The organism is Sciscionella marina DSM 45152, assembly GCF_000379465.1.
Taxonomy (GTDB): domain Bacteria; phylum Actinomycetota; class Actinomycetes; order Mycobacteriales; family Pseudonocardiaceae; genus Sciscionella; species Sciscionella marina.
In genome coordinates, this window is the sequence record NZ_KB905431.1 from 1 (window position 1) to 11,125 (window position 11,125).

14 protein-coding genes and 2 pseudogenes are annotated in these 11,125 nt (G+C 66.3%); 9 read left to right on the top strand and 7 right to left on the bottom strand.

Going from position 1 to position 11,125, the window contains the following annotated elements; all coding sequences use genetic code 11:
* The first annotated feature begins 44 nt into the window (after positions 1-44).
* The 3 genes from A37U_RS0135695 (at position 45) to A37U_RS0135705 (ending at position 2,249) form a co-directional block, all read left to right on the top strand.
* Positions 45-392 carry a transposase gene (locus tag A37U_RS0135695; RefSeq protein WP_476707427.1) on the top strand — a complete coding sequence of 116 codons (348 nt, stop codon included), beginning with the start codon at positions 45-47 and terminating at the stop codon, positions 390-392.
* 187 nt (positions 393-579) lie between these two features.
* On the top strand, positions 580-1,638 hold the full coding sequence (locus A37U_RS0135700) for a saccharopine dehydrogenase family protein (protein WP_020501457.1): 1,059 nt from the start codon (positions 580-582) through the stop codon (positions 1,636-1,638).
* Entirely contained in the window at positions 1,635-2,249 is a 615-nt protein-coding gene (locus tag A37U_RS0135705) for a TetR/AcrR family transcriptional regulator (protein ID WP_020501458.1), read from the top strand. The genes A37U_RS0135700 and A37U_RS0135705 overlap by 4 nt, the downstream gene beginning before the upstream one ends.
* A gap of 270 nt (positions 2,250-2,519) precedes the next feature.
* Here the strand turns inward: A37U_RS0135705 and A37U_RS47010 are convergent, their stop codons facing one another.
* Both A37U_RS47010 and A37U_RS0135715 read right to left on the bottom strand, forming a co-directional pair.
* The gene (locus tag A37U_RS47010; protein ID WP_020501459.1) at positions 2,520-3,557 is read right to left on the bottom strand and encodes an SDR family oxidoreductase; all 1,038 of its coding nucleotides are present in this window, start codon (positions 3,555-3,557) and stop codon (positions 2,520-2,522) included.
* Complete coding sequence (locus tag A37U_RS0135715) at positions 3,554-4,138, bottom strand: LmrA/YxaF family transcription factor (RefSeq protein WP_338055150.1); 585 nt, start codon at positions 4,136-4,138, stop codon at positions 3,554-3,556. Before A37U_RS0135715 ends, A37U_RS47010 begins: the two co-directional genes overlap by 4 nt.
* A gap of 519 nt (positions 4,139-4,657) precedes the next feature.
* On the opposite strand from A37U_RS0135715, the gene A37U_RS52265 reads away from it, so the two are divergent.
* The gene (locus A37U_RS52265; RefSeq protein WP_157183244.1) at positions 4,658-4,810 is read left to right on the top strand and encodes a hypothetical protein; all 153 of its coding nucleotides are present in this window, start codon (positions 4,658-4,660) and stop codon (positions 4,808-4,810) included.
* A gap of 1,228 nt (positions 4,811-6,038) precedes the next feature.
* On the opposite strand, the gene A37U_RS52270 is transcribed toward A37U_RS52265, so the two are convergent.
* Positions 6,039-6,260: a hypothetical protein gene (locus A37U_RS52270; RefSeq protein WP_157183245.1), complete on the bottom strand. Its 222-nt coding sequence runs from the start codon at positions 6,258-6,260 to the stop codon at positions 6,039-6,041.
* Between the two features lie 243 nt (positions 6,261-6,503).
* Here A37U_RS52270 and A37U_RS47020 point away from each other — a divergent pair, with 243 nt between their 5' ends.
* Entirely contained in the window at positions 6,504-7,703 is a 1,200-nt protein-coding gene (locus A37U_RS47020; protein WP_020501465.1) for an amidohydrolase family protein, read from the top strand.
* A gap of 95 nt (positions 7,704-7,798) precedes the next feature.
* Here the strand turns inward: A37U_RS47020 and A37U_RS0135745 are convergent, their stop codons facing one another.
* From A37U_RS0135745 to A37U_RS55200, 3 genes are all read right to left on the bottom strand, one after another.
* Positions 7,799-8,224, bottom strand: a complete 426-nt coding sequence (locus A37U_RS0135745; protein ID WP_020501466.1) for a type II toxin-antitoxin system VapC family toxin — start codon at positions 8,222-8,224, stop codon at positions 7,799-7,801.
* Positions 8,221-8,478: a hypothetical protein gene (locus tag A37U_RS0135750; protein WP_020501467.1), complete on the bottom strand. Its 258-nt coding sequence runs from the start codon at positions 8,476-8,478 to the stop codon at positions 8,221-8,223. Before A37U_RS0135750 ends, A37U_RS0135745 begins: the two co-directional genes overlap by 4 nt.
* A 382-nt stretch (positions 8,479-8,860) precedes the next feature.
* Positions 8,861-9,013, bottom strand: a complete 153-nt coding sequence (locus A37U_RS55200) for a hypothetical protein (protein ID WP_420806280.1) — start codon at positions 9,011-9,013, stop codon at positions 8,861-8,863.
* 51 nt (positions 9,014-9,064) lie between these two features.
* On the opposite strand from A37U_RS55200, the pseudogene A37U_RS55205 reads away from it, so the two are divergent.
* The 4 genes and pseudogenes from A37U_RS55205 to A37U_RS53265 form a co-directional block, all read left to right on the top strand.
* Positions 9,065-9,376 (top strand): annotated as a pseudogene (locus tag A37U_RS55205) (erythromycin esterase family protein); the annotation flags it as partial.
* On the top strand, positions 9,330-9,512 hold the full coding sequence (locus A37U_RS53260; RefSeq protein ID WP_020501469.1) for a hypothetical protein: 183 nt from the start codon (positions 9,330-9,332) through the stop codon (positions 9,510-9,512). The pseudogene A37U_RS55205 and the gene A37U_RS53260, both read left to right, overlap by 47 nt.
* Positions 9,513-9,638: 126 nt before the next feature.
* Positions 9,639-9,689, top strand: a pseudogene (locus A37U_RS55210) (hypothetical protein); the annotation flags it as partial.
* Between the two features lie 41 nt (positions 9,690-9,730).
* Entirely contained in the window at positions 9,731-10,204 is a 474-nt protein-coding gene (locus tag A37U_RS53265) for a TraB/GumN family protein (protein WP_020501470.1), read from the top strand.
* A gap of 114 nt (positions 10,205-10,318) precedes the next feature.
* Here A37U_RS53265 and A37U_RS48860 read toward each other — a convergent pair.
* Positions 10,319-11,125, bottom strand: an 807-nt coding sequence (locus A37U_RS48860) for a phosphotransferase (RefSeq protein WP_020497161.1), incomplete at its 5' end; no start/stop codon positions are given.

An 11,125-nucleotide genomic window follows, 5' to 3' on the forward strand; every position in this document is an offset into this window, starting at 1 on the left:
CGTGCTGCGGTTCTTCACAGATCGACAAGACCGTCCCGCGCGGCTTGGGTGTACACGTCGTACTGGACAACCTCTCCGCTCACACCGCACTCGAAGTCACGACATGGCTGGCCCACAAGGATCGCCGCCGCTGGCACCTGCACTTCACCCCGACCTCCAGTTCCTGGCTGAACGTGGTGGAACGCTGNTTCAAGGAATTGACCGACAAACGGCTCCGACGCGGCGTATTCACCAGCGTTGACGACCTCAAACAAGCCATCACCGCGTGGGCGCAACACTGGAACACCGACCCGAAACCGTTCGTGTGGAAAGCCACCACCGAAGAGATCATCACCAAGGTCCGACGCGGCCGCACCACGCTCCACCAGACCAAAATCCAGACGGACCACTAGTCCGAGCCAGTGTCGCTAGTCCAGGCTCGCTTCGTGCTCCCACCGGATCGGCTCGACCCTGCGATCAGCACCCCGGTTCGGCCAGGTAACGAAGATACAGACGCGTCCCAATGAGTGTTCACGACCCGGTTTGGGCTGATGCACTACATCGTTGCTTATTTAGGTCACATGACCTATTCTCGGTGCGGTGATCGACAACTTGCAACTCGACACACGCGGACCGGTCCTCATCGTGGGCGGTTATGGCACGGTCGGCGCCGAACTGGCCCGCCTGGCTGCGCCTGTCTGGCCGCTGTTGCTGACCGGGCGGACACCGCAACGTGGCGCGACGCTGGCCGCGGATTTGGGTGCCGAGGTTCGGCGCTGGGACCTGACCGACTCGGAGCCGTTCACGGCCAAGGTGCGCGCGGTGATCAGTGCGGTGAACGATCCGGAGGACCGGGTACTACGCGCGGCCGTGTCCGCCGGGGTGCCCTACGTCGACATCACACGATGGACCACCCGACTGGCCAGGGCCACCGCGAGCGCCGCCGTGACCCGGCCGACTGCCCCGGTACTGCTCTCGTCGGCGTGGATGGGCGGTGTGACCAGTCTGGTGGTGGCCGCGCTGGCGCACGAGCTCGGCGGGGCGTCGCAGGTAGAGATTGCCATCCGGTACGACCTGAACGACCGCGCGGGTGCCGATTCGGTGGAGTTCATGGACCGACTGGGGTTTGACTTCGAGGTGGTCAGCCGCGGTGAACGCAGGCTGGTGATGCCGCTGTCCGAGGCGGGCACGGTTGAGATCGGCGCTCGTCGCACGAAAGTGGCGAGGATCGACACGCCCGAGCAGTTCACTCTGCCGCTCACGTTGGGAGTGGATACCGCGATCACCCGGATCGGTTTCAGTGCGAACTCGTCGACCTCGGTTCTGCTGGCAGCCAAGCGGGTCGGTTTCTTCCGCTGGGGCAGGAGCGATCGGTGGACGTCGCTGCGACGTTCGTTGCTGTACTCGCCGGGCAAAGGAGGCAGCGCGCGGATCCGGTTCGATGTGCGCGGTGAGGGTGGTGACCGGTCGATGACCATTGACGATCCAGCGGGCCAGGCGCACCTGACGGCGCTCGGTGGGCTATTCGGTCTGCGCCGGGTGCTTGGCGACGAAGTGCCCGCCGCGCCGACCGGAATCAGCTTTCCCGAGCAGACCGACCGCCCGCAAGACGTCGTCGGCTGGCTGGAGAAAGCGGGCGTCACGGTGACACGGACGTGACCGGCGATCCGGCCACCCGCGAGCACCGGTTCACCGAGGCGGGTGCACGCAAGTACGAGGCGCTACTGGATGCCGCCGAGCGGGTCATGACCAACCAAGGAGTGGACTCCTCGTTGCGCGTGATCGCCGTCGAAGCGGGCGTGCGTGTCGGTCACTTGCAGCACTACTTCCCGAGTCGTGCCGAATTGATCCGTGCCGCGTTGGATCGCGTGTTGCGACGGTCGTTGAACCGGCTGATGAAGGCCACCGGGTTGCGTACCGGCGCTGCAGACCAGTTCGTCGACCCCGAGCATGTCGTCGCCGTGGTGCTGGACGAACAGAACGACCCACTACTGGTGCGGTTGTACGTGGAGATCTGGGCGCTGGCAGCGCGGGATGAGACGATCGCGGCCGTGGTCCGCGAGTTCTATCGCGGCTATGCCCAGCATGTCGCCGAGTTCATCGGTGGCCGTTGCCCAGACTTGCCTGCCGATGTCCGGTGGGCGCGGGCGGAGACCTTCGTTGGCCTAATGGAAGGTATGGCCCTGGTCCGCTCTGACGTCGGGGGCATGCGGAGGGCGGCCACCAGCACCGAGACCGCCCGCATCGCCGTCGCACTGCTGACAGACTGACCAACGTGGTGGCGACCGTCGTCGAGGGTCGCGCACGAATCCACGGCCCACGTGCCCGGCGACGCTCAACCGGCCGGCCTTCGTTGGCGGAAACACACTCAATCGCCAACCGAGCCGCAACACCAGCGGCCGTGTCGCAGCGTGGTCATTGAAGTGGAGCTGTGGGCGTCCGGATCAACCGTGGGAGCGGGGCCGGGCTTGTGGCCGACACACACGTGATGCCCAGAGTTGGAGTGTTAGCGCTGCGATTTTGTGGGTCACGGATCTGGGTTATGGCTGGCGCTGCGGCGCGGCGGCTTGGAAGCCGTTGACGGTCAGGAACCGGGCGGTGGTGCGGGCCAGGTGGATCGGATCGGGTTCGGTCAGGTCGAGTGCAGTGGCAACGTGGTGTGCCTCGGCAGTGGGGAAGCGGTCGTCACTGACGAAGGTGAGGGCTTCGGCGGGCAAACCCGTCCAGCGGTCCAAACCTGCCCGTAGGCCGAGTGCCGCGAGCGGGACGGGAACACGCAGCCGTGGGGCTCGCACACCAAGCTCGTCGGCGACGGCGGTGAGTAGCTCGTGCAGGGGTGGGGTCGCGTCATGCAGGAGCCAGTACTGCCCATCAAGAGTCTCATCGAGCTGCGGCGCGCCAGCAAGAAATCGGGCGAGGTAGTCGACCGCCAGCAGCGGAAACCAGTGGCCTGGCCCGCCGGGAACGATCGGCAAGCGACCCCGATGGAGGGCGCGTACGAGGGTCGGCCAGCCCCAGAACTGGGTGGTCTCACCGGTGCGGGAGTCACCGACAACCGGGCCAGGGTGCACTGTGGTTAATGGGACGCCCCGCGCGTGGGCGAGTTGGCGGACGAGTGTGTCAGCATCCAGCTTGGAATCGTGGTAGCGGTTTGCTGTCAGCCAGCCCGAGCGTCGGTGCTGGAACCCACTGAGCAAAACCAGGCGCCGCAGGTGCGGCGCGGACGCGGCGAGCTCGGTGATGCGTTCAGATCCCTTGACGTTGACCTGTGCTGCGATCTCGGGCGCGAGACCGAAGGACATGGCAGCACCGAGGTGAAACACCCTGCGGGTAGTGCGGGCGAGCGCACGATCGCCAGCGTCGAGTCCAAGGCCGGGCGCTGCGAGGTCCCCGGCCAGGCCATGGATCAGATCGCCGCGCCCGCCGTGGGCTTCGATCCAGGAGCACAGCTCCCCGATCCTGTTTCCGCCACCGCGCAGCAACACGGCCACGCGTTGACCGTCGGCGGTCAACTCTGACAGCAGCCACCGGCCGATGAAGCCGGTGCCGCCAGTAAGGAAAACATCGATGTCTCTCATGCGGCAACCTCCTGAGTGATCAGGGCCGCGATACGATCGGCGACCCGGTGCAACGGGGCGGTGTCGCGCCGTGTCTTGGCGAGTAGCAACGCCCCTTCGAGGGACGAGAGGGCGAGCAGCGCAAGTTCGGAGGCGGTCTCGGCGGACACGCCGAGACCAGCGAAGTAGCCGGCGATCGAGGCGAGCCACTGGTCATAACCGGCGCGGCAGGCCGCGCGGATCGGGGTACTGTCCGCGCCTGCATCCAAGGCGACGGTCGCGATCGGGCAGCCGTCCGCGAAGTCGGAGCCCTCCAACCGCGCGACCAGCAGATCAGCCATGGCGGTGATAGCGCTCGCGGGATCCGGAGCGCGTTCGATCAGGGTGTCTATGACCTGCCCCAGCTCGCCTGCCCCCACACTGACGGCTTCGGCGGCCAACTGTTCTTTGCCACCAGGAAAGTGGAAGTACAGCGACCCCTTGGGGGCGTCGGCCTCGGCCAAGACCTGGGTGACGCCGGTAGCGTGGAACCCCTGCCGGCTGAACAGGCTGCTGGCCGTCTGCAGTACCTGTGCTCGCGTTTCCCCACGTGATGCCATCATGACCATATTATAGAGACCGGTCTAGCGAGTTTCTAGGAAGCCTTACGATGCCTCATTGGGGCCTGTCCGACACTGCCTACCGACGGCTCATCCGCGACGAGCACTCTCAGGCGGCGGGCCCGGGAGGACACCCCGGGGGCGGCTCGATTGTCCAGCGCGGCCGACTGATCACCCCGCACATCGGCTCTTCGGACCAGTCACTTCCCAGACCCGCCAGCAGGCCTTCTACAACCCGCAAGCCGGATCAACTTGCACAGAGAGGCGCCGTCTGTCAGCGCAGGCATCGGCGTCACGCTTGCAACCACCACCGCTCGAGGACGGCCGCCTCGCCGCGATCGACACCGAGCCACCGATCAGCCGACAGCTGAGGCCTGCTCACCGCCGCCGACCGGCATCCCTCTCCCGCTGCTGCAGCGTTTCTCGACGTCGCAGTAGCAACAGCGACACGCACAGCGGACTCTTCAGACCACACCGCACAGCGGCCACCATTAAGTTTCACGCGCCGCCGACACAGTTGTCTTGCGGTATCAGACTGCGCATGCTCTGGTGGTGGACATGTGGGATCCGTACTCCACCAGTCGTAGCGGTCAGCGGAAGATGGTCATCCTCTTCCAGGTGCTTGGTCCGCTCGTAGTGCTGGGCATCGTGGCACTGCTCGCCTGGCTGCTCTAAACGCCCACGAGAAGCCCTACCCCTGACCTGGCAGCACGATGTGGGTGGCCAGGGGAGCTCCGCTGCGTCGGGAGGGCGAGTTGGCGCAACTCGGCCCGACGGGGAGTCGACCGTCGGCGAGTGGGGCGGCAACTTGTGCTGACCCGCAGTCAGGGACGAGATCGGGGCTATGGGAGAAGCCAGGTCGGGAAAGAGTGAACGGTCCTCGACAGCGTGGGCGCGTAGCTGCTCGAACAGTTCGTGTATACCGCCCCGATGGCCTCGATACTGCTGAACCTTGAGTGCGTTATGGCGTCGCGTTGCAGGTCACGCCGGAAGTCTTGTCGATCAGCCCGGGATCATTGCCGTTGATATAGACACCGACCTGACCTTGGCCCGGTGGCATGGGAATGCTCTGAGGCTGGTTTCGTGGGAAGGTCCCCGACGGGGCGCCAGGAGCTTCGTACGTGCCGGGTTGGCTTCCATAGACTGTGACATTGAGTGTCACGGCACGGGAGGAACCGGCTGCCGACGAATGTCTGGGCGGATCGGGTGTACCTGTCGAGTGCGTGGTCGGCTATTTGCAACGAGAGCGTGACCCGCTGCTGGGCTGTCCGGTCGGCCGCCTCGCCCAAGACCGCGAAGTGCTGGCCGACGATCGACTGCGCGAGCCCGTGGACGGGCTGTTCACGAGCCTGCAGGCCCGGATCAGGGCGGTGTTGGCCCAAGACCCCGACCTGCACGGGCCCGACGCCTTGGCGACCCGCCGTCGTCGCCGTGCTGCAGGGCGGCTACGTGCTCGCGCGTGCCGCCGGCACGCGCGAACCCTTTGACCGCGCGATCACCGGTGCGATCCGGCTGTTGCGTGGCCAGACGAAAGGAGACCCGACGTGATCATCACCGAGTCCGGCCGACTGGACGTCATGCGAGGACCTGATGAATGGTTCACCGGCGAGGTGTGGATCGAGACGATCGCCGAGGAACCCGACCCGTCGCACCAACCGCCATCGCCGCAGCGGTCGCGATGCAGAAGCCCAACGTCGCGACCGCGCTGCGCGATCTGTCCAAGCGAGGTCTGGCGACTCAGCAGCCGAACCCCGCGACGGTCGCAGCCGCGTCCTACACCTCACAGCGAGTGGCCAGCGACTGCTCGAACGCGACCGACACGAACGGGAGCGCTGGCTCGTCCAGGCAACCGCCGCGGCCCTCACCCCGGCAGAGACCGAGCAACTGCTCGCCGCCGGCGGCCTCATGCAACGCCTCGCAGAATGGGAAACAGATTGCTGAGCACATCGCCGTCCACCGATACGGGCGCGACGGAGCCAGGCCGCCCGAGGACGGGCTCGCCCGAGGTCCGACGCCAATAGCTACGCCTGGAGGAGAATCCGCGCTGCAAAGCACGAATCGGCGCGGCGGCGGCGAGCGCCGCTGCGAGCACGCGCGTCGACACCATGCACGCGCCCAGCGTCACCGTCGTAGCACAAGTGGGTCCCACCACGGACGTACGGGCAGGATCTGCTGAGGACTATGTTCCAGTGCTCTTATAGTGGAGCTGTCAGGTTATTGACGGAGGCGGAGGAACACACTCACGGAGGTTGCTGTGTTTCCTCGCGATGTAACGCCCTCTGTTGCGACAGACGGCTGCTCATCAACGAGTGGCACGTCCTGCTCTGCCCTGATTCGCCATGTACGCGTCTTCGATGGTGCTAGTGTGGTGGACGCTGATTCGGTGCTCGTCCGCGACGGTGTCATCGCCGAGGTCGGCTCGGGGCTTCCGGCCCCGAGCGATGCCGAGATCGTTGAGGGCAGTGGTGGCACGCTGCTCCCCGGACTGATCGATGCGCACACCCATACCCTGACCGTCGCCGAGCTGGAGCAAGCCCTGGCATTCGGAGTGACCACCGAACTGGACATGTTTTGCGTGCCCAAGCTGCTGGGTCCACTGCGCGCCGCAGCGGCCAGCCGCGTCGATATCGCCGACATCCGTAGCGCTGGCATCGGCGCCACCGTACCGAGCGGACATCCCACGCAACTGGTCGAGGTGGGCGTCTATCCGCCGTTTCCGACTCTCTCGCACGCCGACGAGGCGGCCGCGTTCGTCAGCGCCCGCGCCAGGGAGGGCAGCGATTACCTCAAGATTCTGGTCGAGGACGGCTCGACTATGGGCTGGGGCGGTCAGCCACGACTGAGCCCGGAGATGATCACCGCGCTGGTCACCGCAGCCCACGCGCAGCAGTTGCGGGCAGTGGCCCATGTCAGCACCCAGGCCGACGCCCGCCACTGCGTCGCGGCAGGAGTCGACGGGTTGGCGCACCTGTTCGTCGATCAACTTCCAGACGCGGCGTTTGTGCGGCAGGCCGCCGCGGCCGGGATCTTCGCGATCCCCACCATCACCATTTTCGAGATGCTCTACAGTTCGGGGCGGCGCGAGACCGGTTATGTCGACCACCCGCGGCTCTGGCCGTACCTGGACCCAGCGGTACGCACTGCGCTACAAAGCGACTGGCGCGAGCACCTGTCCTGGCAACCACCGGACTGGGCCAGCGCCGAGCACACGAAGCAGGCAACCCGACTGCTGCAGCAGGCCAGCGTACCGATTCTGGCCGGCACCGACGTCGCTTACCCGCGGGCGGGGCACGGACTGAGCCTGCATGCCGAGCTGGCCGCCCTCGTCGACGCCGGCCTGACCCCGACCGCGGCGCTGACCGCCGCCACCAGCGCCCCCGCCGACGCGTTTGGGCTGACTGACCGTGGCCGTATCGAACCCGGCCGCCAAGCGGACCTCCTGCTCGTGGACGGCGACCCCACCAGCGAGATCACCGCCACCGGCGAGATCACCGGCGTGTGGCGCCACGGACACCACTTCGACCGCGACACCTACCAAGCCACCCTGGAAACCACCCACAACCAATAACCCCGTCCACTGATCCATCCGCTTCCCTTACGCATCGTTTCGGTGTGACTGATGCTGGTCGCCGGAGTTGACGTTCGGGTGGGTGTGGACTTGAATCAGTCGATGAGCTTGACGGGGAGTCCGACATTACTGGCATTGCGAGCCAGGGCAGCGTCGAGGGTCCACAGCGTAGTTTCCAGCCGCTGGGCCAGACAAACATATGTCGAGGCGGTCGCGTGGCGGCGCCGTAGCTGGGTGGTGACCCGCGCGATCGCGGGTCCGTTTTCGGTGAGGGCGAACGGGTGTAGCTGCAGGTCGAACGCCGCGAGATCAAGCCAGATGTCGTCGACCTCCTCTTGGGTAAACGCCTCCTCGAAGACTAAGCGCGCCAACACGTTGGCGATCTCGTAGGGCAGTACGGCTGGCGCATGCAGTTGCTCGCCAGCCTCGAACCACTGCTCGACCTGCGCACTGGCCGCCGCCTGATGTTCGTCGGCAATCAGCAACGCCACCAGGACGTTGGCGTCGACGACAACGCTCACCGCTCGGAACCGAGCGCCGCGCGGGCCTCGCGAACCAACGCAACGGCGTCAGCCTGGGGCTGGTGCGAACGCCGCACCAGCCGCTGCAGCGCCCGCTGAGCTTCCGGGCGCCCGCCACCAGCAGCATTCCCGCTCAGGCCGGCGTGAACCAGCATCCGGGCCAGCGTGCCGGGCTGGACCTGGAGCCGCTCGGCCTGCTCGCGCAGTGCGCTGTGGTCCGCCTCGTCGAGGCGCAGTGTGATGGCTTTCGTCATGACCACAGTATAGCCGGGTGATGCAAGAAGATGCTTTTTGTATCGCTATCTACCGTCTCGCTGACGGATCCCCCTGCGGGCGTGCTGGTGGTGTGCTTCAGGGGGCTGGAACGAACGCTGCTGGTCTGGCCAGTGCGAGGTGATCAGCGACTGCTATGGTGTATGCCATGCTTACAGGGGGTCTGTTTCTCTGACGCGTTCCTCAGGGAGTGCGGAGGGCCGGAGTGATGTTCCTCCGGTTCGGTGGTGCCGGGCCGTTGCCCCACCACTCGTTTTGTATAGCCAGTCGGCTTGGGTCCCCACCCGTTTCGGTGATCCTTTTCGTGTCTACACCGAGAGTTGAGGGACTGATGACTGACCGTATATCTCGTTCCGTACACCGTTATCTGACTGGTTCTGTGAGCGCACCAGCGTCCTGCGTGGTTTCGATGTGAACGCGCCTCTGGACGATCTCGAACCACTGCGCGATATCGTCGGCGACGCGCAGGTGGTGGCCGTGGGCGAAGGTGCCCACTTCGTCGGTGAGTTCACCCATACTCGACAGCGGGTGCTGCGCTTCCTGGCCGAACGCTGCGGATTCACTGTCGTGGCCTTCGAGTTCGGATTCAGCGAAGCCGCGGCGTTGGACCACTGGCTGCAGGGCCACGGTGACGATGCCTACCTGGCCACGGTGGATGGGACCACGAACGCCGGGGTGAACCCGGAACTGGTGCACTGGCTGCGCCGACACAACCGCACCAGCGCGCACCCGCTGCACTCCGTCGGTGTCGACACCCCCACGGCCGGCGGCCAGCTTCGCCCGGCCCTGGAACCGCTGGCCGACTACCTGCGCGAGGTAGATCCCGACGTGGTTGGCCTGGTCGAGTGGGGCGCTGGCCATCGCCGACCGGTTCACCGGAACCTCGGTCGCCGTGGCCGCCCCAGGATGGGCACAGCTAGACGGCGCCGAGCAGGACGCACTGACCGCCTCGTTGACACGGCTGCTGCTGCGATTTCGTTCGCTGGAACCGCTGTATGTCTCGCGCAGCGACTAGGCTGGCTACGATCTCGCGTTGCGTCATCTCGAGGCGGCCCTGCACGCCGACTACATGTTCACCGCCATGCGCGACATCTTCGCCGGTCACGGCATGGAAGCAGATGCCTCGGTCCGGGAGCACTACATGGCCGAGTCGCTGGGTTGGCACCTCGACCGCGCCAAGCCGGGTACGCGCATCGTACTGGCCGCCAACAACAACCACATCAGAAAATCCCGGTGTACTTCGACGGGGAACTCGCCACCCTGCCCACGGGCTACTATCTCCACCGCATGCTCGGCGACAGCTACCGGGCGTTGGCTCAGACCCACACCGCTGAGCACGTCGCCGAGATGCATCCAACCGAGGACGCCGAGGCCGGGTTCACCGTCACCGAGGAACGCCTCGATACCCCCGAGCCCGGAAGTGTCGAGGCCGCTGTCATCGACGCCGGATATGGCACCGGCATCAGCCTCACCAATCTCCGCAACGCACCCTCGGAAGGACTGGACCGCATCCGGGCTCAGAGCTCCAGCCTGCCTACTCCCGTACCGCAGGCATTCGACGCGGTCCTGACCAACCCCACGATCACCACCTACTACACGACCAACCTGCACAGCGAGCAGCAGGGGAAACCGATTCGGGCCCGAACCGCTGCTCCACCGAAGTCGCCGTCTGCACCCGTGCTGCACCAGAGAACACGATCGCCATGAAGCATCACTGGACGAGCCCGGGGCAGACTCGACGCGCCGCAAAGGACCCCGCCGGAGGTCCGGATGCGGATCCGCGTCCGGACCTCCGGCAGGAATGTTTCTGCGAGGTAGCGCTTAGGTCAGTGTCTGTTGGAGGTGGTCACGATGGTGGTCGAGCCATAGCAGGGAGCGGGCGATGTTGACGGTGAACCGCCCGCTGTCCCAGTGCCGCGCGGTATCAGCCCGCGGGCCGAGCGCGCCCGCAGCGACCCGGGCGGCTTGGTTGATCTGGACTCGAGCCACCTCGTCGAGCAACCGGCAGCGTTGTTGGCTGTCCAGGCCGCAGGCATCGGCAAAGATCCGCAATCGCCGAGGACGCTCGGCCAGAGCCGGTGGGGCAGCACCGTCGCCCATCAGCTCGTCATGCAACGGGGTCATGTGCCAGGCCGCATAGGCCACGTCCTCGATCGCCCGGCCCGGCCGGGCCGAGTCGAAGTCGACCAGCCCGCACAGTCGCTGGTCGCGCTCCAGCATGTTCCACGGCGCGATATCGTTGTGGATCACCGTGTCGCCGTGCAGCGGCCAGTCCTCCGGATTGCGCCACAGCGCTCCCGGCGGGGCACGGAAATCGCGCACCGCTTCGGCGAAGGTGGCGATCGCGCCGCCGACCTCGCGAAGCTGGTCGTCGCCGCGCAAGGTCGGCACCGGCACGCCAGGCAAGCGAGTCAGCACATCTCGGCCCTGCTCGTCGATACCGCGGTAGCGCGGCGAGTACGGATACCCTCGTCGCTCCAAGTGGGTCAACAGCGTCGCGACGGTATCGCTATGCGCACCGCGCTCGCGGCGCACCGTCTCGCCTACGATCCACAGCCGGTCCATCGACCCGCGGCCGACGATCTCGTGCTCCTCCATGGCCAGCATTGTGGTGCAGTCGCCGATCCG

What these genes read in the sequence shown, in the direction of transcription:
- A37U_RS0135715 (WP_338055150.1), bottom strand. Translation starts at nt 4,138, where the DNA reads ATGATGGCATCACGTGGGGAAACGCGAGCACAGGTACTGCAGACGGCC.
- A37U_RS0135750 (WP_020501467.1), bottom strand. Translation starts at nt 8,478, where the DNA reads ATGACGAAAGCCATCACACTGCGCCTCGACGAGGCGGACCACAGCGCA.
- A37U_RS47010 (WP_020501459.1), bottom strand. Translation starts at nt 3,557, where the DNA reads ATGAGAGACATCGATGTTTTCCTTACTGGCGGCACCGGCTTCATCGGC.
- A37U_RS55200 (WP_420806280.1), bottom strand. Translation starts at nt 9,013, where the DNA reads ATGGGTGAACTCACCGACGAAGTGGGCACCTTCGCCCACGGCCACCAC.